16 protein-coding genes and 1 pseudogene are annotated in these 21,678 nt (G+C 68.2%); 7 read left to right on the forward strand and 10 right to left on the reverse strand.

The window, feature by feature from the left end; genetic code table 11:
- The first annotated feature begins 146 nt into the window (after positions 1 to 146).
- On the forward strand, positions 147 to 1,013 hold the full coding sequence (locus tag HUA76_RS28600; RefSeq protein ID WP_174462634.1) for a PD40 domain-containing protein: 867 nt from the start codon (positions 147 to 149) through the stop codon (positions 1,011 to 1,013).
- Entirely contained in the window at positions 1,013 to 1,663 is a 651-nt protein-coding gene (locus tag HUA76_RS28605; RefSeq protein WP_254614547.1) for a M23 family metallopeptidase, read from the forward strand. The genes HUA76_RS28600 and HUA76_RS28605 overlap by 1 nt, the downstream gene beginning before the upstream one ends.
- Positions 1,664 to 1,716: 53 nt before the next feature.
- On the opposite strand, the gene HUA76_RS28610 is transcribed toward HUA76_RS28605, so the two are convergent.
- The 5 genes from HUA76_RS28610 to HUA76_RS28630 all read right to left on the reverse strand — a co-directional run bounded on the left by HUA76_RS28610 (position 1,717) and on the right by HUA76_RS28630 (position 5,775).
- Complete coding sequence (locus tag HUA76_RS28610; RefSeq protein ID WP_141647451.1) at positions 1,717 to 2,064, reverse strand: hypothetical protein; 348 nt, start codon at positions 2,062 to 2,064, stop codon at positions 1,717 to 1,719.
- 161 nt (positions 2,065 to 2,225) lie between these two features.
- Complete coding sequence (locus HUA76_RS28615; RefSeq protein WP_141647450.1) at positions 2,226 to 2,648, reverse strand: hypothetical protein; 423 nt, start codon at positions 2,646 to 2,648, stop codon at positions 2,226 to 2,228.
- Positions 2,649 to 2,968: 320 nt separating this feature from the next.
- The gene (locus HUA76_RS28620; protein WP_174462635.1) at positions 2,969 to 4,447 is read right to left on the reverse strand and encodes an ammonia-forming cytochrome c nitrite reductase subunit c552; all 1,479 of its coding nucleotides are present in this window, start codon (positions 4,445 to 4,447) and stop codon (positions 2,969 to 2,971) included.
- Complete coding sequence (gene nrfH / locus HUA76_RS28625) at positions 4,444 to 4,962, reverse strand: cytochrome c nitrite reductase small subunit (RefSeq protein ID WP_174462636.1); 519 nt, start codon at positions 4,960 to 4,962, stop codon at positions 4,444 to 4,446. Before nrfH ends, HUA76_RS28620 begins: the two co-directional genes overlap by 4 nt.
- 393 nt (positions 4,963 to 5,355) lie before the next feature.
- Positions 5,356 to 5,775 (reverse strand): cytochrome c oxidase assembly factor Coa1 family protein, encoded by a 420-nt coding sequence (locus HUA76_RS28630; RefSeq protein WP_174459442.1) that lies wholly within the window; start codon positions 5,773 to 5,775, stop codon positions 5,356 to 5,358.
- A 301-nt stretch (positions 5,776 to 6,076) separates the two neighbouring features.
- On the opposite strand from HUA76_RS28630, the gene HUA76_RS28635 reads away from it, so the two are divergent.
- Positions 6,077 to 9,310: a hypothetical protein gene (locus tag HUA76_RS28635; protein WP_174462637.1), complete on the forward strand. Its 3,234-nt coding sequence runs from the start codon at positions 6,077 to 6,079 to the stop codon at positions 9,308 to 9,310.
- A gap of 390 nt (positions 9,311 to 9,700) precedes the next feature.
- On the opposite strand, the pseudogene HUA76_RS28640 reads toward HUA76_RS28635, so the two are convergent.
- The 3 genes and pseudogenes from HUA76_RS28640 to HUA76_RS28650 all read right to left on the reverse strand — a co-directional run.
- Positions 9,701 to 10,093, reverse strand: a pseudogene (locus tag HUA76_RS28640) (lectin ESA-2); the annotation flags it as partial.
- A gap of 437 nt (positions 10,094 to 10,530) precedes the next feature.
- Positions 10,531 to 11,148 carry a hypothetical protein gene (locus tag HUA76_RS28645; protein WP_174462639.1) on the reverse strand — a complete coding sequence of 206 codons (618 nt, stop codon included), beginning with the start codon at positions 11,146 to 11,148 and terminating at the stop codon, positions 10,531 to 10,533.
- A gap of 36 nt (positions 11,149 to 11,184) precedes the next feature.
- Positions 11,185 to 12,009: a helix-turn-helix transcriptional regulator gene (locus HUA76_RS28650; protein ID WP_141647442.1), complete on the reverse strand. Its 825-nt coding sequence runs from the start codon at positions 12,007 to 12,009 to the stop codon at positions 11,185 to 11,187.
- A gap of 261 nt (positions 12,010 to 12,270) precedes the next feature.
- Here HUA76_RS28650 and HUA76_RS28655 point away from each other — a divergent pair, with 261 nt between their 5' ends.
- The 3 genes from HUA76_RS28655 to HUA76_RS28665 are packed head-to-tail and all read left to right on the forward strand — an operon-like array spanning position 12,271 to position 16,262.
- Complete coding sequence (locus HUA76_RS28655) at positions 12,271 to 12,465, forward strand: hypothetical protein (RefSeq protein WP_174462640.1); 195 nt, start codon at positions 12,271 to 12,273, stop codon at positions 12,463 to 12,465.
- Positions 12,466 to 12,522: 57 nt separating this feature from the next.
- Positions 12,523 to 14,859, forward strand: coding sequence for a DUF1588 domain-containing protein (locus HUA76_RS28660; protein WP_174462641.1), 2,337 nt, complete (start codon positions 12,523 to 12,525; stop codon positions 14,857 to 14,859).
- Between the two features lie 5 nt (positions 14,860 to 14,864).
- Positions 14,865 to 16,262 carry a DUF1552 domain-containing protein gene (locus HUA76_RS28665; protein WP_141648851.1) on the forward strand — a complete coding sequence of 466 codons (1,398 nt, stop codon included), beginning with the start codon at positions 14,865 to 14,867 and terminating at the stop codon, positions 16,260 to 16,262.
- A 241-nt stretch (positions 16,263 to 16,503) separates the two neighbouring features.
- Here the strand turns inward: HUA76_RS28665 and HUA76_RS28670 are convergent, their stop codons facing one another.
- Positions 16,504 to 16,863 (reverse strand): DUF1428 domain-containing protein, encoded by a 360-nt coding sequence (locus HUA76_RS28670; RefSeq protein ID WP_141648852.1) that lies wholly within the window; start codon positions 16,861 to 16,863, stop codon positions 16,504 to 16,506.
- Between the two features lie 529 nt (positions 16,864 to 17,392).
- Here HUA76_RS28670 and HUA76_RS28675 point away from each other — a divergent pair.
- Entirely contained in the window at positions 17,393 to 17,869 is a 477-nt protein-coding gene (locus tag HUA76_RS28675; protein ID WP_174458606.1) for a hypothetical protein, read from the forward strand.
- 82 nt (positions 17,870 to 17,951) lie between these two features.
- Here HUA76_RS28675 and hrpA read toward each other — a convergent pair whose 3' ends face one another.
- Positions 17,952 to 21,662 (reverse strand): ATP-dependent RNA helicase HrpA, encoded by a 3,711-nt coding sequence (gene hrpA, locus HUA76_RS28680; RefSeq protein WP_254614548.1) that lies wholly within the window; start codon positions 21,660 to 21,662, stop codon positions 17,952 to 17,954.
- Positions 21,663 to 21,678 lie beyond the last annotated feature (16 nt).

Genomic DNA, 21,678 nt, shown 5'->3' on the forward strand with positions numbered 1-21,678 from the left:
GCGACCCGAGGAGCTCCGAAACACACCCTGTCTTCAATTTTACGCGCTCAAGCAATCATTGGTTTCCAAGCAACTCGTTCCCGTGCGGTAGGAAAACCCATTCGTCACACATCATCGAATGGGTCACCCCTCACCCCTGGAGCGACATGAGAAGACAATTCCTGGCACTCACCGTGTTGACGCTGGCGGCTGCGAGCGCCTCCGCGGCGGACCGCATGAATCCGGCGGACCTGCGCCGTGTGACGAAGGCGCGTGATTTCATCGCTCCCGCTGTCGCGAAGGAGTTCGGACCCAAGGCCCGTTTCGTCCACCTCTTCGGGCAGGGCAAGGGAATGCTGGCGGGCGTGGTCGCGGAGATTCCCGCCGAGGCGCTGGGCACGGACGAGCTGCCGCTGCTGGCCATCGTCCAGTACGATGAGGCCACGGGCGCGGTGCGCGTGGTGGCCCGTGAGTTCAAGTACCGCGAGGCCCGGACGGTAGGCCCCGAGGTGGCATTGCTGGATGGCGAGGGCAACCTGCGCCTGCGCGATGCCAACGGCGGCGAGCGACTGCTGGCTCAGGGTGTGGGCGGAGACTTGTTCCCCACGGCGAAGGGCGACGCCCTGGTGGCCACGCTGGCGATGTCCCGTGGCCCCAAGCACGAGACCTCCGTGGGCATCATCGACATGAAGGGCCGAGTGAAGGTGCTGGCGGATGGCCCCGGCGTGGACGCGACGCCCAGCATCTCTCCGGATGGCAGGACCGTGGTCTTCGTGTCCGGCCGCACCACCGTGGCGTCGTTCTACGTGACGGACGTGGATGGCTCGGCGCCGAAGCAACTCACCAACGTCGGGATGGACAGCACGATGCTGTATGGCGGCCCGCCCAAGGCCTTCGTGCCACCGCCCGTCTCCAGTCATCACATGGAGTGGGTGAGCGACGACGTGCTCCGCTACAACGCGGGCGGCGGTGAGTTCTGGAAGCTGAACGTGCGAACGGGCGCGGCCTCCGCGGACCTGGGAGGTGAGAAGTGATGCGCGCGATGCTGAAGCAGCTCACGGTGGCGCTGGCCTTCTCGCTGCTGGCCCTTCCGGCCCTGTCCTCCGCGCAGACGATGTTCCGCTTTCCCGCGTCGCAGCTCGCGGACCAGTGCGGAAACGGCGGGTGTACCGTGAGCGCGTACAAGGATTACGGTGGCCGGGACTACGCCTGTGGTGGTGTTCGATACAGTGGCCACACGGGCACGGACTACGCGCTGGTCGGCGGGTTCAGCAAGATGGACTACGGCGTCTGGGCGATGAATGCCGCGCGGGGTTACATCGAGTCCAACGTGGATGGGTACTACGACCGGTGCAACTACTGGAACCAGTCCAACCCCTACGCCGCCTGCGGCCTCTACACGGCCAACTACATCATCATGCGGCACCCGGATAACACCCAGACCTGGTACTGGCACTTGAAGGCCTACACGCAGCAGTTCGCCCGGGGCACGTCGCTCGACTGCGCCTACTGGATTGCGCGAGTGGGCTCGTCGGGTGCCTCCACGGGTCCACACCTGCACTTCGAATACTGGGTGCCGGGCTACGGCACGGATGACCCGTACGCGGGCTCGTGCGGCACGCCGTATACGCGGTGGACGTCGCAGGGTGCGTACCGGGGCCTGCCCGGCATCGCCTGCCAGTAGCGGTGAGGATGCGGCCCGCCCACGCAACCAGCGGTGGGCGGGCGCGCGGGGGACTACCGCGTGCAGGTATAACGAACGATGCAGCCGCCCACGTACACCGGGGTGATGATGCCGTCCTCGCAGAAGCCCGGGGCCGGATAGACCGGGTTCGGACAGATGGCGTTGGCGACGACATGGGGAACGCAGTTGAAGCCGATGAGGCACTTGCCCGAGTAGATGGGGTAGAGGTCGCCGTCCTCGCACAGCGGAGGCATCACCTCCGGGCAGATGGGATGGCCCACGGGGACGGCAGTCTGGCTCGTCGTGGCCTCCTCCGAGGCCTCCGGGACAGGGGCTTCCGGACCGCAACCGATCAGCGTCAACAGGCCACACACCACTGCAAGGCGTCCAAGGCTGTTCATCCAGGCTCTCCGCGTCAGACCCGCCAAAGCGGCGGGATTGGAGAGCGTCTACCAGTCTCGCTGGAGCCTCGCAAACGGGGGGCCGGAGACAGGGACGTGAACGATGCCTGCCAGCGGGTGGAGAGTGCGCGTTGATGCAGCGCATCCGCGCGCGGCTGTGTCTAGGGCGCCGGCGTCGGCGCGGTGGGCTCCTTCGCTGACCGCGCTTGCTCGCGCATCAGCGCCTTACGCTCCCGCTGCGCCCGGTCCGCGAGGACGGAGGCTTCAAGTTCATCGGCGAACGGGCAGTTCAAGACTCCCGCATCCTTCGCTGCATCCCGGATGACCCGGCCCTTGCTCCCGGGCTCGACATGGGCGACCGCATTCAGCAACGCCAGGCCGTCCTCGGAGCGAGCGCGCTCGCCGGCCCAGGATGCCGCGATGGTCAGGACGTCCTCCTCCTTGATGGGCAGGTCGCGGGCCTTCGAGCGCTCCACGGAGTGGCAGAGGTTTTCCATGTCACTCTTGTAGCTGGCGCAGCCCGTGGTGAGCACGATGACGGTCAACCCCAGCAAGCAGCGGCGTCGCGATGTCTGACGGTTCATGGCCGTCAGTCTAATCCAAGTGCCGTTCTGTCGGGCGGCGCCAGATGGCCGACGCTACATGCAGTCCCCGCTCAGCGGGCCGATGCTCAAGGGGCCCTCCGTCCAGTCGGAAGAAGATGGAGCGGCTTCTCCTTTGGCCCGTGGAGTGCTCGGACATGTCCTGCCGGGTTTCGAGGACGCGTTTGTCCGCCGCGTCGGAAGCTGCCCGGGTCTCGAGAACCACCGGTCCGACGTGGTGCCAGGCACGTTCTTCGTGATGCCCTTTTCGTTCACGAAGACGGAGATGGCCTTGCCTCCACCGGAGGTGCGTCAACCCGTGGCTACCTGGAGCCCTGCCGCGAGCCCTCGCTCCCGGTGGCCTTGGGGGCTCCCGGGGGCCGCTGGTTCGGCGCGGTGGAGGCTCCACCGCCGGGCCGCAGTGCGTTCTGGCCCAGGCGCGAGAAGTTGATGGAGTTGCTCAGGATGCGCACCGCCTCCTGGTCCGCGTGGAAGCCCATGGAGTTCTCCGCCTCCACGAAGTCCAGGTAGAACTGGGCGCGCTTCTGGAAGTCACGCGCCTTGGCCAGTGCTTCCTCGGGGAGGCCCGCCTTCTGTGCGCTCTCGAGGTCGTGGATGAGGTCCACCAGCGCGTCCATGGCGATGTTGCGAGTCTCGAAGGTGCGCGTCTGGATGGTCTCCACGCGGTCGAGCAGCTCCGCCTCGCTCCACTTGTGGCATGTCTGGCAGGCGCGGTTGATGTTGAGCAGCGGGCTGCGCACGTGGTGGTCGCTGATCTTCATCGCCCCTTCACGCTGGTAGGGCATGTGGCAGTCGGCGCAGGCCACGCCGCTCTTCGCGTGGATGCCCTGGTTGTACATCTCGAACTCGGGGTGCTGCGCCTTGAGGACCTTCGCGCCGGTGAGCTTGTGGGTCCAGTCGGTGTGCCCGTCCTCGTCGTAATAGGCCATGATCTGGTCGACGTTGATGCCCTTGGCCCAGGGGTAGGTGAGGCGCTTCTCCTTGCCCTTGAAGTAGTACTCGACGTGGCATTGCCCACAGACGTACGTGCGCATCTCCTGGCGCGTGGCGTGCTCATTCACGCGGAAGTCAGGCACGCCCTGGCTGGCCTTGAGCGCGGCGATGCCCTCGATGAAGCCGGGGCGTGTGACGCGCAGCTGCATCGTGGAGGGGTCGTGGCAGTCGATGCAGGACACCGGGTGCTCCACGAGCTTGCGCGCCTCGGCGAAGGGCATCTGGTTCATCTTCTCGAAGCCCTTGATGAGGTCCCCGTCGCCCAGCTTCTTGTAGGGGACGTACACGCTGCCGTGACAGTGGATGCAGGTGCCCGGCTGCTGCGTTACGTGCTGGCGCTCGGTGAAGACCTGGTCCTCGAGCATGTGCGCGTGGCCACGCTCCTCGCGGAAGTCGGTGGCGAAGGCATAGCCGCTCCACATGGTGACCAGTCGCGGGTCTTCCTCGAGCCGGCTCTGCGCCACTACCGAGCGGGGGTCCGCCTGGGTGGGCGTGCGCGCCACCGCCTCGCTGCCGCCGTAGCGGGTGCGCTGCTGGTCCACCGTGCGCTTGTAGCCGTCGTACTGCAGCGGGAAGTTCTTCCCCCACACGGCGGGGTCCGTGATGGTGTCGTCGAGTTCCACCACCCGGTAGAAGGGGTTCCTCGCCTCCTGCTTGCGCTCCATGATGTTGACCAGGAGCGCGGTGACACCCGCCGCGGCCAGCGCCGCGGCGACAGCGACCGCGACCACGAGTCTGGTGCCGCTGAAGCGTCGGCGCTTCTCCGGGGCCTTCTCGGGCTCGGTCATCGTGCGTTCTCCTTACGGATGAGCTCGGGGTTCCCCGAACCTTCGGGGTGGCCCACGGAGTTGTGGCAGGTGAGGCACTGCAGTTGCTCGCTGGGGGCCACCTGCTCGTGGCCCGTGGGGGGCGTTTCAATGGCTTCCACGATGGGACCGTGGCACTTGCGGCAGGCGTTCTCCGTCACCACGCGATTGCCCGGACGCAGGCGGATGGGGTCCGGGAAGGTGCCGGTGGTGAAGTAGTAGGAGTGCCAGAAGCCGTTGCTCGCCTTCGTGTAGTACTTGGGCAGGAAACCCGCGGGCGTATGGCAGTCGTTGCAGGTGGCCACCGCGTGGTGGCTGCTCTTGCGCCAGCCTTCGTACTGCTCGTTCATGATGTGGCAGTTGGCGCAGGCGGCCGGGTCGTCTTGCAGGTAGGACGAGCCCTTCGCGTACACGAAGGTGAAGCCGCCGAGGCCAACCGCCACACCGATGGCAATCCCGAGGATCACGGCCAGCACGGTGCGGGAGGTGGGGGGCACGCAGGGCAACCTAGCAATGCTCGTGCTACGCGGAAGTGGGATGTTGCTGTCGCGTGCGGATGGTGAGGCCTGTCGGATTGCTGGAGTGTGGCTCCGGGCGCGGCGCTTCGTGATGACGCGCAACACTTGCGCGCTACGGCGCAGTCTTTGCGCGCCGCGCAGCCTTTGCGCCGCTGGCGCGTCGTTTTCGCGAGTGCGTTCTCATGGACTGACTCCCGCGCGTCGGCATCTACCGCGAGGACCGGCGGCGTGACGTTTGAGCAGAGGCTCCGTCCCGTGCTCCAACTCCTTCCGCGCGACTTCACTCATGCGCGTGGAACACCGAGCGCGCGCTCATGCCGTGTCAGCGCTTTCGCGAGAGTCGACGGGGAGTGGAAGGGGACGACGTCAGCCCTACAGTGCCGCGCACCCGTGCGTCTGTATCGCGGCGCCCTCGGTCTCGAGGATTCCCTCCAGCACCCAGAAGCCGTTGATCTTCTCGCCCTGGAAGTGGAGCACTCCACGACCGGTCGACCCCGCCACTGGCATTCGCCAGTCCACCCGGCCAGAGGTCGCGGACCAGGCCTGACTCTTCCGAGGGACCTTCAGGTATCCGTAGGACCAGCCCCACCACGCCGCGTCAATGGGCTCGCCCAGCAGGTTGCGAGCCTCCGTGCACGCCGCCAGTTTCTCCAGCGCGGCCCGGGGTGCGCCACTCATGCGCAGCCTCATCCGGTCGTACACCTGATAGGCCACCGTGAGGACCAGTAGCGCCAGCACGCCCTGAACCGCGCGTTTCGAGAGGCTGACGGGACGCGAGGAGGGCCGAGGCATCTGCCCAGTGTCCTCCACAACATCCGGAGCCATCAACCGCGTTCCCATCCAGTCTCGGGAGGAAGGGCAGGGCGAGTCTCCGATGGGCGGGAATGGGCACGCCCGATCGACATGGCGGCCGGGATGGAGATGGGGCCCGGGAGGCTTCATCCCTCGGCCCGACGGTTTCGTCCCGCCGTAGAGGGGATTGAGCCCTTCCCGCGCAAGACGCCTGTCTCGGCGGCGTAGATAGCCGGGTGGAACCACGAAGTGGCGACAGACCGCACGGCTCGTGGTCTCCGCAGACGGCCGAGGGAGTGACATGCGATTCATGAAGTCGTGGCGGCGCTTGCTCATGGTGGGCACCCTGTTTGTGGTGTGTGCTCCGGGATGTCGACCTGGTCCGGAGGAGGGCGACGCACCGGAGGCGCCTCGCGCGGACCTGGCCCACCAGTCCCAGGAAATCACATGCGGGAGCAGCCAGGTCCCTGTGATGACGAGCGGCACGTTGCCAGTCGGCATCGTGACTCGCTCGGGGGCTTTCGGCCCCGGTTACGAGGCCTGGCTGGCATTCGATGAGGTCGATAGCTCCGGCTCGATGTGGATCTCCGGGCTACAGCAGAGCCCCGCGTGGATTGGCTACGAATGGGCGGACGGCCCGCGGCGAATCATCCGCTACGCCATCCGCTTCTCGAATGGCTCGCTCACGTCTCGCGCGCCCAAGGCCTGGACGCTCCAGGGCTGGAACGGCTCGCAGTGGGTGGTGGTGGATACCCGAACCAACGAAGTGAACTGGGGGGGCACGGAGCGCCGTGTGTACACCCTGGCGGCCACCGCGACCTACCCGAAGTTCCGCCTCAACGTGACGGATGACAATGATTCGCGCGCGGGCATCGAGGTTGTTTCGATAGGGCGGCTCGAACTGCTCGGCTGTCTGCCGGATACGACGCCCCCCACGGCGCCTGTCCTCGCGCACTTCACCCCGGCCCCACCGTCCACCACTTCAAACCCCAATCTGATTGGAAACGCGGAGACCGGGTCGACGGTGCGCGTCTACCCCAACGCCAACTGCTCGGGGACGCCAGCGGTCTCGGTCACCGCGGGAACGGAGCAGCTCTTCCTGGCGGTCGTCCCCGTGAATCCCAACGCGACGACGGTCTTCACCGCCACGGCGACGGACTCCTCCGGGAATGTGTCCGCATGCTCGCAACCCCTGAGCTACGTGCATGACAGCATGGCTCCGGCGGCGCCCGTGATGACGGGCTTCCAACCCGTGTCACCGGGCAACTCACTGACGCCCCAGGCGCGCGGCACCGCGGAGAAGGGGAGCACGGTTCAGGTCTTCAAGGGCTCGGGCTGTGTGGCGCCCGTCGTGGTGAGCGCCGTGGCGGATGCCTCCACGGGCGCGTTCTCGGCCACTGTGTCTGTCACGGCCAACACGACGACGAGCTTCTCAGCGCGGGCCGTGGACCTGGCGGGGAACGTGTCGGCGTGTGCCACCCCCATCAGCTACGTGCAGGACAGCATTGCCCCGGCGGTGTCTGTGCTGACGGGGTTCCTGCCGGTGTCTCCAGGCAACTCGCTCACGCCTCAGGTGCGCGGCACCGCGGAGAAGGGGGGCACCGTTCAAGTCTTCAAGGGCTCGGGCTGCGTGGCGCCTGTCGCGGTGAGCGCCGTGGCGGATGCCTCCACGGGTGCGTTCTCTGCCTCCGTGACTGTCACGGCCAACACGGTGACGGATATCTCCGCGCGGGCCGTGGACCCGGCGGGGAACGTGTCGGTGTGTTCGACGGCCATCAGTTACCGGCACGACGGCATCGCCCCTCCCGCGCCTCGGTTCATGCCGGGCTTCATTCCCGTCAATGGGAGCGGCACCGGGGGGCTGGTCCTCGCGATGGGGGAGGTGGACTCGCGAGTCACGCTCTTCATGGATGCTGCGTGCGCCACACTGTTCTCGCCATCGGGTCCCTTCGTGGTGGGCGTGGATGGCTCGGTGACGATGGCGCTGACGCCGGGCCAGCGGCTCGGGCCGCTGTTCGCGGATGCGCGCGACGTGGTGGGCAATCGCTCCGCATGTGTTCCGGTGCCGGTGGGCTGCGACATGGGCTTCGCGGACTGCGATGGGAATCCGGCCAACGGGTGTGAGGGGGACCTGCTCGCGGACGAGGCGAACTGCGGGGCCTGCGGCACCGTGTGCGCTGGCGCTCCGTCTGCCCGTGCCGTGTGCGGCGCGGGGACTTGCGGGCTGGGCTGTGTGGTGGGCACGTTCGATTGTGACGGCAGCGCGGCCAACGGCTGCGAGTCCCCCAGTGCGTGCGCGCCGTTGGCGTGTGGCGTGGACATCTCGTCGGAGCTGATGATCACCGACCTGTCAGTGGTCGATGACCCCTTGCGGACCACGGGTGACGGTGTGTGGACCTTCGGTCACCTCATGCGCGAGATGAACGGTGGTCAGGACCCGTCGGACCTGGTCCGCGACTGGTTGTCCACCTGGATGTCGGACCAGTTCATCGGTGCGACGGAGGTCGGAGCGCGGCCCAACATGGCGGGGATGGTGCTGCAGCCGTGGGAGAACAGCAGTGGGCCGGGACCCTCCCTGGACTTCAACGTGGCCCCGTTCCGTCTGCTGGCCATCGTCAACCGGATGGACTTGCGCAAGGAGGGCGAGTTCGCGGGCGAGGGGCGCTTCGTGTTCGGCGTGACGGACCCCAACGGCCATCCACTGCCGTTCACCGTCATCCTGGAATACATCCTGCCCGGGGGCTCACCGGATGAGTTCCAGCGCTGGGCGCGGGACTGGCACGAGTTGGGGCGCATCGGTGTCGGGAGCCCGGGCTACAACGAGAAGCTCGAGGCCCTCACGAGCCGCTTCACGAAGTCCTTCGTCGCGCGGGGTGCGCACCTGGGCAGCGCCATCCACCAGGTCCGCACCAACGAGAACGCGTTGGTGCCGCTCTGGGAGCTGCGTGAGTTCCACCTGGGCCCCGGAGGGTTGATGCCCGCGCACGTCGCGCTCTCGCCCACCCTGTTCTGGGACGGCTCGCGCACCCTGGGGGACTATGTCAACCTGAACCTGTCCTCCATCCTCACGGAGACGCACACCGTCCCGGAGTTCTTCGAGAACCAACCCCTGCTCGCGGGCTCCGCGTTTACGTTCCCCAACTTCGCGTGGGCCGTGCCGCAGGTCTCCACCGAGGCGCGCCACAAGTTCTCGTTGAACACCTGCAGTGGCTGTCACGGAGGGGAGACGGGCACCGTCTTCTTGCACGTGCACCCTCGCGCCGAGGGAGTGTCGTCGGCCTTGTCTCCCTTCCTCGTGACGTCTGGGCCCATTCCGGATCGGTTCGACCCCTCCGTGACGCGAAACTTCGCGGACCTGGTTCGGCGCCAGGCGGACATGACGTCGCTCGTGTGTGGCGTGCCCGCGGCGAATCCTCTCGCTCGGGCAATGGAGACCCTGGGCACGTCGATGCTCTCGGGTTCGAGTGAATCGGTCCGGCCCGCGGTGCCTGGCTTTCCGCCGCCCTCCAACCTACCGGCGGGTCGCGTCCACTGAGGTGAGCCGTCGCTGAACGCAGCGGTCGGGGCAGGGCGCCGCGTGCATCGGGCGCCCTGTGGGGGGCATGGAGCCAGCCGTGGACCTCAGGATGCGGCGCGTCCTGAGCCGTTGATCGCGACGCTCGTTGATTGCCTCTCATCTCCCGACTCAGTCAGCAGGGCCCCCACCGCTCTGATGCGTCATACTCCACGGGCAAGTCCTACTCGTTTCAAGTAGTGCATGGAGGCCGACATCAACAACGGCGGCTTCATGCAGTTCTTCTGCAGGAAGTATCCATCGCCTCTCATGACCACGATTCCATGAGGGAGCCCTTCAGGGGACTCCATCTCAGTGAGGGGCGGGCCCTCGACGTGGGCCCGCCGGGAAGAAGTGTCATCGGGTGCGGCGTCAGCCCATGTTGCCGCGGAAGCCGATGGGGCCCTCACCGTTGTACGTCATGGTCCCGGTCAGTGACTCCCCGCTGTTGCCGGAGGTCAGGTCGAGGGCGATGACGTTCTGCCCCTGCCGGGAGCCGAGGACGAAGGTGCCACCTGGATTCCAGGGCGCGGTCGGCCCACCCCACTGATTCTCCACCACGTAGTTGTTCGGGCTGGTGAGGGTGGCGCGGAAGGCGATAGGCCCCTCGCCGTTGTAGGTCATGCTCCCGGTCAGCGTCTGGCCGCCATCGTTGGAGGTGACCTTCATCGCGACGACGTTCTGCTTCTCGCGGCCGCCAATCACCCAGTTGCCCCCCGGATTCCAAGGAGCCGACGAGCCACCCCATTGGTTCTGGACCTTGTAATTAGACATGCCTGGCATTCCTTTGTTTGTGGGTCGGATGCCCAAGGGCAGTCCTCAGTGCGATTTCAGTCCGGGCGGGGGCGGCTGGGCTGCCTTCGGGTGCGCGGAGAATAAGTCGGTGAGCGCCTGGGATTGATGTGAAAGTCGTCGAGTGTCGATGTGTGGTCGATTGGTATGTGATTGTGTCTAGCCCTCAGGTCCCGGGTCTCTGGGCGAAATGCGGCATCGTCATGGCGCGCGCCGTCGCCAAGGTGTGTCAGGTTCCGAGCCGGGCAGACTGGACGGGCACGTACCGTCAGGTCCAGGTGTTCGATGTCGGAGAAGAGGCAGAGGCGGCGGCGACGTCGCTTCAGCCCTGCGTTCATGATGTTCCACCCGCATATCCTCAGCCGTGCCCTCGGTCGGCAGGGCCCGCCTCGGAAGCCGGCCGTGCTGCCTCAATCGGTGCCTGCGCCTTGCTTCGTCCTGCCGGCCGCCGCGTCGACCCGCGTGTCCTGGGCGATCCAGTTCACCTCCCAGGTCTTGCCTCCGTCGTCAGAGAAGGCCTGCTCGAAGCGGACGGAAGTAGGCGTCACGTTCGAGATGACGAAGCGCACCAGGATGGCGCGCCCGTCGAGCTGCTCCTGGGCGTAGAACTCACCGCGTCCTTCCTTGAACTCGCCCACGGTCGGCACGGCGAGAGTGCCATCGCGGCTGTTCGCGAAGTGCAGGCTCCACTGGCGCGTCCGCGGATTGTACAGGCGCAGGTTGAGGCCCTCGAAGCGCCCACCCTCGCCGTCGGCCACGAGCTCCACGAGGTTGCCGCGGCCGTTCCACACCTTGCGCACGACAGTGGTCCCATTCATCTCCACCCAGGTGTTCGAGCCCGTCAGCGGGCGCAGGCGCCGCTTCAGCTGCGTGCGCCAGGTGCCGATCTCGAAGTCGAAGTCGCGCTGGCCATCGCGCGGGGCAGGCGCAGAGGCTTCGCGCTCCTGGGCAAGCCCCGGGAGTGGGTACAACACGAGTGCGGGCAAGCAGGCGAAGAGCAGCGGCCGGAGCAGGTGGAGGGGGTTCATGCACGCGAAGCTAGAGGCGTGCGCGCCGCCCCGCTGTCAGGAACCTGCGCGGACCTGCTGCAGCTCCGCACGCAGGCGCGCGGGGCTGCTCCCCAGCACCTGGCGCACGCTCTGCGAGAGGTGGCTGTGGTGCGAGAAGCCCAGCTCCAGTGCGAGCCGCGCGAGGTCCTGCTCGCCCTCCGCGAGCCGCTGCAGCGCCGTGAGCACCCGCAGCTGGCGGCGGTAGGCGCGCAGGGACAGCCCCGTCTCCGCGTGGAAGAGGCGCATGAGGTGGAAGGGTGAGCAGCGGGCCTCCTGCGCCACGGTGTCGAGCGAGAGGTTCGCTGAGAGCTGGGCCGCGAGCAGTGCGCGCACGCGGCCGACCGTGCGGCGCCGTGCGCCCCGGTCTCCGCGCGCAGGGGCCTCCGCGCGCTGCCTGTCCGAAGCGGCCACCTCGAGCAGTGCGAACACCGTCTCCTCACGCGAGAGCCGGTCTCCGCGTGGGTCGCGCAGGGCGGCACACACGCGCGCGTGGCGCAGGTGCACCGCGGCGCTCAGCCCCAGCTCCGGATGGTCCGGGCCACGCCGGCCCCACAGCTCGTCGAAGAGTTCCGGTGCGAGCTTGATGACCGTCGCATCGTCTCCCTCCGCGCCCGGATGGCCGACCCGGTAGTCCACGCGCGGGTGGTGCAGCAGTGCGGTGCAGGGGTCCGCGACGAAGCGCCGGAGCCCCCGGTGGTAGCTGAAGCAGCCGCGGCGCAGCAGCACCAGGTGTCCCGGGTCCCCGCCTCGCTCCTCCGCGGGCCCCGCGCGCGGATGCCGGCAGCGCGAATCGAGCACGCGGAACTGCTCGGACTCGAGGAGGGTCAGCAACTGGGCCATGGGTCTCCACCATCCTCCCGGGCGGGGCGCGTGTGAAGCCCGCCGGCAGGCCTACGCGTCGCGCGCTGGCCCTTCGCCACGTCCAGCTGCGCGAGCAGGTCTGCCCCCAGCACGAAGAAGCGGATGGCCGAGCGGCTCGATCCAACCGGCCCAGGCTCCTGCCACACACCCGATGGGAGCGCGGCCTGTCAACGGGACGCGAGGATGCCGTCCGGGCTGCACTGACCCCTCTGGGGCAGCGTCCAGTCCGAGGGCCAGATCATGAAGCTCAACCTTCCCGAGCGTCAGCTGTGTGGCCGCGCCAGCTTCGACCTGCTGCGTTGTCGCGTGCTGCTCACGGTCGCGCCCCTGAGAATCCTCTGCACGGTGCTGGCGGCCACGCCGCGCGGGATGGACTGCGTGGTGGCCGAGCGCGTGCTGAACCGGCGGTACCACGGGGCGCCCGCTCAGGTCTGAGCCCGATTGGCAGAACCTGCTTGCTATCCCACCGGTCGTCCGATTCAGACTGTCCGTATGAACCGTATCCTCCTGCTGGCCGGATTGCTGAGCCTCGTTGCGTGCAAGGGCTCCATCACGCCAGGCACCGACCCCGGAGACCCCAACAACCCCGGTGGTCCCGGGGGGCCAGGTGGTCCCGGGGGGGGCTTGGGGGCCGCGTGCGTGGTGCAGTCGGTGCTCACCGATCGCTGCGCCACCTGTCACGGCGCGCTGCCAACCCAGGGGGCGACGATGCCGCTGCGCACCCTGCACGACATGCGGGTGAGCTCGGCGATGGATGGGAGCCTCAGCAACGCCCGGCGCGCGCTCATCCGCATGCGCGACGACGCGTCTCCGATGCCGCCGGCCCCGCATGCGCGTGCGAGCGCAGCTGAGCTCACCGCGCTCGAGACCTGGATCGGGGAGGGGATGCCCCTCTGCAGTGGCACGGGCAGCCCACCCGTGACGGTGGTTTCCGAGCCCAACCTGCTCGATCAGTCCACGCTCTTCAGCTGCACCGAGGGCGTGCGCTCGGATGCGTCGACGCGCATCCGCCGCATGAACCGGCGCGAGTTCACCCGCAACGTTGGTGGCTCGGTCGAGCGCAGCTGGACCGGGTTCAGCTTCTACGACAACCCGCTCGATCCCAGCGCCATCGAGCAGTACAGCTCCTGGGCCACGGACGAGACGCTGGACGAGGCCACGGTGGAGCTCTTCCTGCCGGTGGTCGGCGAGGCCGCCGCGCCGTGGACGATGAACTACCCGGACGGCAACCGGATGGAGCGTGTCTACACCGACAGGCGCTTCAACTGCATGTTCGTCGACGCGAACCCGAGCGACACCTGCAAGCGCTTCCACCTCGGCCAGATGCTCGAGTTCGGCGTCTTCTTCCGCCCGCCCACGGAGGATGAGCTCACCCGCCTCACCGCCTTCGCGACCGAGGTCATCGCGCAGGAGCCGAGCAACTCCCCGACAAACCGCGCGGCCTCCATCACGCGGATCTCCAACGCCGCGTGGATGATGACCGGCGCCGTGTTCCGCCGCGAGATGGGCGGCGAGCCGGCCGACGGTCGCGTGGAGCTGACCAGCCTCGAGCTGGGCTCTCAGCTGGCCTACGCGCTGGCGGGGCGGGCGCCCTCGGCCACGCCGAGCTTCGTGTACCCTCACTACTCCGCGCCCCTCGAGGGGCATCTGGCGGACGTGGCCACCGCCGCGAAGGACGGCTCGCTCATGCAGGATGCGACGACCACCGCCCTGATCGAGAAGTACCTGGGCGGAGTCGACGCCAACCAGAACGGGACGCCGCGCTTCGATCTGGTGCAGGACTACAACGAGGAGCAGCGCTCCAAGCGCGGGCAGTACTGGCTGGGTGACGGCGTCGCGGGTTTCTTCCGCGAGTGGCTCGGCTACGAGCACGTGTCCGCGGTGTTCAAGGAGTCTCCGGCGGCGACCTCGCGCTTCGAAATCGAGGGGCTCGGCTACATCAGCGCGGTCTCGTACGACAACCTGCTCACCAACTTCCATCCGCTGGAGCCGACCTTCATCCAGCAGTTCGACGATCTGATCGCGCGGGTGGTCATCGAGGATCAGGACGTGCTGGCGAATCTGCTCACCACGCGCACCTTCTACGTACCCTCCATGCAGCACGCGGCGTACGATTCGCACAAGGGCCTCTCGCACCCCTACAACGTCAGCGAGATTCTCCCGGCGACCGTCGCGGGCCGCTGGAAGACGCTGCCCGCCACCGAGCGCGCGGGCGTGCTGACCCACCCGGTGTGGCTGGCCGCGCACGGAGGCAACTTCGAGGATGATCCATCCATCGTCCACCGCGGCAAGTGGGTGCGAGAGAACCTCCTGTGCGGCTTCGTCCCGCCGCTCAGCAGCGTGCAGGTGGCAGCCCAGGTCGGCGCTCACGCGGCCGACAAGAACGCTCGCCGCCGCCTGCAGGAGGCGACCGCCGGATCGCAGTGTCAGGGCTGTCACCGCCTGATGGAGCCGCTCGGTCTGCCCTTCGAGATCTACAACCACGCGGGCTTCCTGCGCGCGCGGGATCACTCGCCCAGCGGAGGCTGGACCACGCCGGATGGAAGCTCGACGCTCACGTCGATGCCGGACCCCGCGCTGAACGGCACGGTGCGCGACGCGGTGGAGCTGAGCGAGCGCCTGGCGACCTCGCGGCACGTGAAACGCTGCTTCATGCGACAGGCCTTCCGCTACTTCATGGGCCGCCCGGAGAACCCGAGCGACGCCTGCACGCTGACGCAAATGGAGCAGGCCTATGATCAGAACAACGGCTCGTTCTCCAAGATGCTGACCACGTTGATGACCAGTGACACCTGGAAGACGCGGCGCGTGCCGCAGGCTGGAGAGTGACTGCCATGTTCTCGCGACGAACCGTCCTGAAGGGCATGGCCGCCGGCCTCTTCGCGCCCTACTTCCACGACGTCTACGCCCAGTCGTCAGCGCGGCCGGCGCGTCTGGTGCTGGTCCTCGAATGCAATGGCGTCTACCCCCGCGCGCTCCTGAGCACGGGCACCCGCACGGCGCTGGGTGGACGCGCCAACACCTCCGATCGCCTCTTCTGGGACGCGTACAAGGACGCGCCGCTGGTTCGTGAGGGCGACAATCTCGCCAGTGCCATCAGCCTCGGGCCGCTGGCGGCGTCTTCCGGCAACATCGACCTGGTGAACCGCTCCGCCGTGCTGCTGGGGCTCTCGAGCCTCATCGCGGGCGGCGGGCACTCCAGCGGGACGGGCGGGCTGAGTTGCGCGGTGAACGGCGCGGGCGCGACCTTCGACGCGGTGATCGCCCCTCGCCTGCGTCGTGGTGCACCGTTCGACGTGCTGCGCCTGGGCACCAGCTCCGCACGGGTGTCGATTGTGTACGAGACCTGCGCGCTCGGACCGCGCAAGCCCGCGGGCATCATCGTCAACCCGTCGCTCGCGTTCGACAGCACCTTCGGCTCGCTGCTCGGCGGCTCGACGAACGGGCGTGATCGCAAGATGCTCTTCGACTTCGCGCTGGCCGACTCGCGCAAGGCGCTGGCGGAGTTCAGAGGCAACTCCAACGAGCGGCTGAAACTGGAGCGCTACCTCTCCTCGCTCGAATCGCTGCGCACGCGGGAGGATCAGCTCGCGGGCATGGCGGACCGCGTGCGGCCCTACCTGCCGCTGGCGCCGAAGGACAACCCGCTCATCACCGGCGCGGGCTCACCGCCCGACTCGCTGAAGTGGTTCGAGGCGCAGTTCCAGATCGCCACGGCGTCCCTCCTGGGTGGGCTGACGAACACGGTGGTACTGGCGACGGGCACCTCGGGTTTTGACGTGGCCTACGGCCCGGACGTGGCCGACATCGCGCGACACAGCCTGCAGCACGGCCTGGATGCCGGGCAGAACTGGGATCGCGTCGCGGAGGTCACCCGCCGGCACGTGCAGTTGGTGGCGAACCTGGCGAGGACGCTGGCCGCTACGCCAGAGGTCGGCGCGAGCGGCTCGATGCTGGACCACACCGCGATTGTCTTCATGTCCGACAACGGCGAGCAGCACCACTCCACCTCGCGTGAGTGGCCGAAGCTCGTGGTGGGCGGCAACGCGCTGGGCCTGAAGACCGACGGGCGCACAGTGGTGTACCCGAAGTACGACGCGGCCCGGAACCGGCAGGTCTCCAACCTCTTCAACACGCTCGGCCACGCGTTCGGAGACGCGGACTTCAACACCTTCGGGCAAGAGGGCAGCACGCGCATCGCGCCGGGACCGCTGAGCGAGCTGTATGGCTGAGCCGCGAGAGTGGGCTGGGCGGGTGTGACGCCGCCACGGGCGCCCAGCAGGAAGCGGCGCGGTGCCCTCCATTTGTGGAGTGCCAGCCGCGCCGCGCGGGTGCCTCGAGTGTGAAGGCAGGCTGCAGTGGACTCGCGCCAGCGAGCGTGGAGAGGGTGGCCTGTACACGCTCCGGCTCAAGGTGGGCGCAGAGGGCGCGCGGGGACGGATTTTGACCTGAGTCCCCGCGGGCCGGCCCGGGTTACTTGTCCAGCACCACTACCGGCGCGAAGCCGCCGTAGATCATCCGCGCGCCGTCGAAGGGCATCGGGTTCTGCTCGGGGCTCATGCTTGGGTCCTTCATCATCTTCTCCATGCCAGCGTCGCGCGTGGCCTTGTCGGGCCATTCAATCCACGAGAAGACCACCGTCTCATCGTCCTTGGCCTGCACGGCCCTGCGGAAGTCGGTGAGCTTGCCGCTCGGCACGTCGTCCCCCCAGCACTCCAGCACGCGGAGGGCACCGTACCCGATGAAGGCGGGGTCGCCCTTGCGGGCATGTGCGATGAACTTCTCCTTGTTCGCGGTCGGCACGGCGATGACGAAACCATCGATGTAAGACATGGGATGCTCCTCTGGGAATGAGGGGACGCCGGCAGGGCGCCTTCAAGAGCGCGACGATTGGGCAGTACGGGGATCGACATGAATCGCTCCGCGGACTCGTGAATCTGGCGACGACGACGCCTCCGCGCGACATTCCGGGGGCAGAGGGCTGAGCCCTGGCTGGGGGGCCCACGGCCTGCCGAACCGGCGACTTCCCGTCCAAGGGGCGTACCGGACACCTGGGTCTGGGGGCACTCGTCGTGATGGCTCCCCCTGGACGTGGGCCTTGAGGCTTCCTGTTCAGTCCGGTGTCCCCCGGAGGGGGCGCGTCGCGGACGTAACGCCGTACTTCAAGCCCTGGAACCATCTCCAGAATGCGATTCGGGGACGCCTGGAGGCCAGCCGAGTTCTGTCGAGCGGAAATTGTCAGCAGCCATGCTCGGCCCTCAGCACCAGCCCAACCCTCAACACAGCTCCTATTCGTCTTCCGCTCGTTTCCTTCTCACGGTTGGTTCTTCATTCTCCTTGATGAGACAATCACGGGCCGACCATGTTGAAACGCGACGACGTCATCCGCGGAATTGACCTCGCCTTCAGGGATGCGGCCATTCCACGAACCGAGGAAGAGCTTGCACCGCCGGGCATCGAGGCCAAGTACGTTGTCGACCACTTCTTCGGCAAGATGCGGCGCGACGTGGAATCCCAGCCATTCCCTGGCTCGCTGTACATGGAAGACTTCTCGTACATGACGGACGCCGCCGTCCTGTACTACCTGCCTTCGGTTCTCCGCGTCATGCTGGCGAATTCGACCGACTTCGAGCTGTGGATTCATCTCCACGGCTTTCTTTGTCGCATTGATGGTGACTATCCGGCCCCTGTGTTGACGACTCTCAGCGTCGCGCAGCGCAAGGCGATTGCGGACTGGGCAGACACTCTCAGCCAAGAGTGGGCATCGTCGAAGTGGATGTCGCGGTTCTCCAAAAAGTCCGCCCAGCTGGCTCGGACTTATCGCTCAGCAGGAACCTGAGCTTGTGTAGGACGGCGACGTTTGACGGCGGAGCGCCTTGAGGATGCCGATGCTCTCGTCACGGACGCACAGCCACCCGCTGCTAGCGCAGCGCCGCGAGGGCCGCGCCGACCTTCGCCACCGTCACCGACACGGGCGTCGTCACCTCCGGCGCGAAGATGGCCACGCGGAGTTCCTCGAAGTCCCACCGCAGCGCCTGCACCGCCTCCTGGTCACGCACGGTGGCGCGCCTGGCGAGGAAGGTCTCCCACAGAGGGGTGAAGGGCGCGGCCTTCCCCGCGTCCTTGCCGGGGTTCGCCACCGCGCGCGACAGCCGTGCCTGCGCTGCCCGGACGTAGCGCGGGTAGTTCAGCAGGCGCGCGAAGGGAATCCACTCGATGAGGTTCGCGGGGAACAGGTGCCCGAGCTGCGCGCGGATGTCCCGCACGGCCGCCGCGCCGCTCGGCCCCTTTGATGCCGCCTTGAGTGCGGCGAGCGTCGCGGAGAGTTCCGCGGAGGTGACAACGACGGCGTTCGCCCAGTCCCGGGCAGCGGGCTCGATGCGCGGTGAGCCCTCACGGACCAGCGCCTCGAAGGCCGCCTTCGTGCGCGGCAGCGGCGCGCCCGGTGCGAGCTTGAACGCATCGTCGACGCTGCGTGCGAGGACGAGCGGCCGGAAGGCGTCGGCCTGGCCCCGCGCGGGCGGCGCGCCGTCCAGGGACGGGAAGGGCAGTGGCATGCGCGAGGCGCTGACGGCCACGTGTCCGCGCGCGGCGAGCATCAGGAGCCGGCGGACCCCCGTGCGAGTGGCCGCCTCGGCGGCAGAGGATGTCTCGAGCAGCACCAGGTCCACGGCAGCACCCCGGTCGACGAGCGCGGGGTAGCTGCGGACGTCGAGCCCGCCGACCCGGCGGGTGACCACGGGGGGCAGCTCGCCGAAGGTCCAGGTCGTCAGCCCCTGGCGCTCCCAGTCCGAAGTCGGCGCGGCGCTGCGCAGCGCAGCCCGTGCGCGTCCCCCGTACTGCTCCAGCAGCGCGTCGGCGTCGCGGCTCCGCGCGAGCTCCTTTCCCCGCTCGTCGAGCACCCGGAGCGTGATGCGCAGGTACGGCGCCACGGTATCCGGCCGGAGGGACTCCTCGGGCACGTCCACGCCGCACAGCCGGGACACCGCACGCACGAGCGCCGGAATCATCGGCCCGCGGAAGGGCACCAGTTCCTTCTCGAGACGGTCGACCAGCGTTGGCAGAGGCCCCAACTGCTTGCGCTGGGCGCGGGGGATCTGCTCGAGCAGGGCGGTGAGTTTCTCCCGCTGCCACCCCGGGATGGTCCAGTCGAATTCACCCGGGACCAACTGGGCGAGCAGCAGCAGCGGCACGCTCAGGGTGATGCCGTCGTCCTCGGCCGAGGGGTCGAAGGTGTACGTCACCGGCACGGACGCGCCGTTCAGGGTGATGGCGTCCGGGTAGTGCGCCGGGGACAGGCCCGGGTCGTGCGAGAGGGCATCCTCCATCGAGAGGACGAGCACGTCGGGGTCGGCCGCCTCGGCCTTGCGGCGCCAGGCCTCGAAGCTCGCTCCGTCCGTCACGTCCGCCGGGAGGCGCTGGTCGAAGAACGTCAGCATCGCCTCGCTGTCGAGCAGCTCGCTGCGCCGGGCCTTGTCCCGCAGGCGCGCCACGCGCTCGAACACCTGGCGGTTCTTCTCCTGGAACGCCCCCCGGGTGCGGTACTCGCCGCGCACCAGGGCATGCTCCAGGAACATCAGCCGTGCCCGGGCGGGGTCCATGCTGGCCAGGGCCACGGGGCGCTCCTTGAAGACCTGAAGCCCGAAGAGGGTCGCGTTCTCCTTCACCACCGCGCGCGCGGACTTCTCCGACCAGTGCGGGTCGGAGTAGCTGCGCTTGAGCAGGTGGGGGGCCGCCGCCGCGAGCCACTCGGGGTCGAGCTTCGCCACGGTGCGCGCGAACAACTGGGACGTCTCCACGAGCTCGAACGCCATCACCCAGGCAGGGGGCTTTTTCGCGAGCGCCGACGAGGGGTGAACCATGAAGCGCGTCTGCTTCGCACCCGTATAAAGGCGCTGCTCCGGATTCCACTGGCCGATGCGGGACAGGAGCCCGGTGAGGAGCGCCTGGTGCAGGACGTCCCCGCGCGCCGGGGTGCCCCGGCCCTTGCGCGACAGGCGCAACTCGCGGACGGTCTCCTCGAGCTGGCGCTGGACGTCCCGCCACTCGCGCACCCTCAAGAAGGACAGGAAGTTGTCCCGGCACACGCGCCGCAGATGGGACGTCCCCCGGCCCTCGGCCTCGCTCACGAACGCCCACAGCTTGAGGAGCCCCGTGAAGTCCGAGTGCTCGTCACGGAAGCGCCGGTGCAGCTCATCCGCCTTCTGCGCGAGCTCCCGTGGCCGCTCGCGTGGGTCCTGCAGGTTGAGCGCCGCGGCGACGATGAGCACCTCGTCCAGACACCCGTACTCGGCGCCAGCGAGAATCATCCGTGCGATGCGCGGGTCCACCGGGAAGCGCGCGAGCTGGTGCCCGAGCGGCGTCAAGGTGCGCTCCTGGCCCTCGATGGCCCCGAGCTCCTCGAGCACTCGCCATCCCTCGGCGATGGCCCTCGGCTGGGGCGGGTCGAGGAAGGGGAAGTCCTCGACGTCACCGAGGCCCAGGGACTTCATCCGTAGGATGACCCCCGCGAGCCCGGTGCGCTTGATTTCCGGGTCGGTGAAGGCGGGGCGCGTGGTGAAGCTCACCTCGTCGTAGAGGCGCACGCAGATGCCCTCGCGCACGCGTCCGCAGCGCCCTTTGCGCTGGTCGGCGCTGGCCTGGGAGACCGGCTCGATGTGCAGGCGCGTGGTGCCCGAGCGGGGGTCGTAGCGCGACAGGCGCGCCACCCCCGTGTCCACGACGTAAACGATTCCCGGGATGGTGACCGACGTCTCCGCGACGTTGGTGGCGAGGATGACCCGGCGCTCAGGGATGGTGGAGAAGACGCGCGACTGCTCGGCGGCCGACAGGCGCGAATACAGGGGTTGCACCACCGTGCCGCGGAGCGCGCGCGCGTTCAGGGCATTCTCGGCCTCGCGGATTTCCCGCTCCCCGGGGAGGAACACGAGGACGTCCCCGTCCGGGTCGAGCGAGAGCACGTTCGCTACCGCATCGGCGACGGAGTCGGTGAGCTCGTCGTCCTCGGGGGGCGGCTCGTAGAGCACGTCCACCGGAAAGGTACGGCCCTCCACCTGGATGACCGGAGCCCCCCCGAAGAACTGCGAGAAGCGCTCGGTCTCGATGGTGGCCGAACTCACCACCACCTTGAGGTCGGGGCGCCGGGGGAGGATGCGCTTGAGCCACCCCAGCAGGAAGTCGATGGTGAGGCTGCGCTCGTGGGCCTCGTCGAGCACGATGGTGTCGTAGCGGTTCAGGAGCGGGTCGCTGTGAATCTGAGCGAGGAGGACTCCGTCGGTCATGAACTTCACGGCCGTCCGCCGGGACGAGCGGTCCTCGAAGCGAATCTGGTAGCCGACGTCCGTGCCCAGCTCCGTGCCGAGCTCGCGTGCCACGCGCGCCGCCACGCTCGTCGCGGCGATACGCCGGGGCTGGGTGACACCAATCTGGCGCGGGCGGCCGCGCCCCATGGCGAGCAGGACTTTCGGCAGCTGCGTCGTCTTCCCCGAGCCGGTGGCCCCCGCGACAATGACCACCTGATGGGCGGTGATGGCCGCGGTGATGTCCTCCACCCGGCTCGAGATGGGGAGCTCGGGGGGGAAGTGCAGGGTGGGCAAGCCGCCGGGGGCGGGGACGGGGGAGTCGCCGGACATGACAGCAGGGCCTAGC

The organism is Myxococcus sp. CA056, from assembly GCF_013336715.1.
Lineage (GTDB): Bacteria > Myxococcota > Myxococcia > Myxococcales > Myxococcaceae > Myxococcus > Myxococcus llanfairpwllgwyngyllgogerychwyrndrobwllllantysiliogogogochensis.

Excerpts from the sequence above, each read along its gene's own strand:
- HUA76_RS28600 (WP_174462634.1), top strand. The coding sequence starts at position 147 with ATGAGAAGACAATTCCTGGCACTCACCGTGTTGACGCTGGCGGCTGCG.
- HUA76_RS28605 (WP_254614547.1), top strand. The coding sequence starts at position 1,013 with ATGCGCGCGATGCTGAAGCAGCTCACGGTGGCGCTGGCCTTCTCGCTG.
- HUA76_RS28610 (WP_141647451.1), bottom strand. The coding sequence starts at position 2,064 with ATGAACAGCCTTGGACGCCTTGCAGTGGTGTGTGGCCTGTTGACGCTG.
- HUA76_RS28615 (WP_141647450.1), bottom strand. The coding sequence starts at position 2,648 with ATGAACCGTCAGACATCGCGACGCCGCTGCTTGCTGGGGTTGACCGTC.
- HUA76_RS28620 (WP_174462635.1), bottom strand. The coding sequence starts at position 4,447 with ATGACCGAGCCCGAGAAGGCCCCGGAGAAGCGCCGACGCTTCAGCGGC.
- HUA76_RS28630 (WP_174459442.1), bottom strand. The coding sequence starts at position 5,775 with ATGCCTCGGCCCTCCTCGCGTCCCGTCAGCCTCTCGAAACGCGCGGTT.
- HUA76_RS28635 (WP_174462637.1), top strand. The coding sequence starts at position 6,077 with ATGCGATTCATGAAGTCGTGGCGGCGCTTGCTCATGGTGGGCACCCTG.
- HUA76_RS28645 (WP_174462639.1), bottom strand. The coding sequence starts at position 11,148 with ATGAACCCCCTCCACCTGCTCCGGCCGCTGCTCTTCGCCTGCTTGCCC.
- HUA76_RS28650 (WP_141647442.1), bottom strand. The coding sequence starts at position 12,009 with ATGGCCCAGTTGCTGACCCTCCTCGAGTCCGAGCAGTTCCGCGTGCTC.
- HUA76_RS28655 (WP_174462640.1), top strand. The coding sequence starts at position 12,271 with ATGAAGCTCAACCTTCCCGAGCGTCAGCTGTGTGGCCGCGCCAGCTTC.
- HUA76_RS28660 (WP_174462641.1), top strand. The coding sequence starts at position 12,523 with ATGAACCGTATCCTCCTGCTGGCCGGATTGCTGAGCCTCGTTGCGTGC.
- HUA76_RS28665 (WP_141648851.1), top strand. The coding sequence starts at position 14,865 with ATGTTCTCGCGACGAACCGTCCTGAAGGGCATGGCCGCCGGCCTCTTC.
- HUA76_RS28670 (WP_141648852.1), bottom strand. The coding sequence starts at position 16,863 with ATGTCTTACATCGATGGTTTCGTCATCGCCGTGCCGACCGCGAACAAG.
- HUA76_RS28675 (WP_174458606.1), top strand. The coding sequence starts at position 17,393 with ATGTTGAAACGCGACGACGTCATCCGCGGAATTGACCTCGCCTTCAGG.
- hrpA (WP_254614548.1), bottom strand. The coding sequence starts at position 21,662 with ATGTCCGGCGACTCCCCCGTCCCCGCCCCCGGCGGCTTGCCCACCCTG.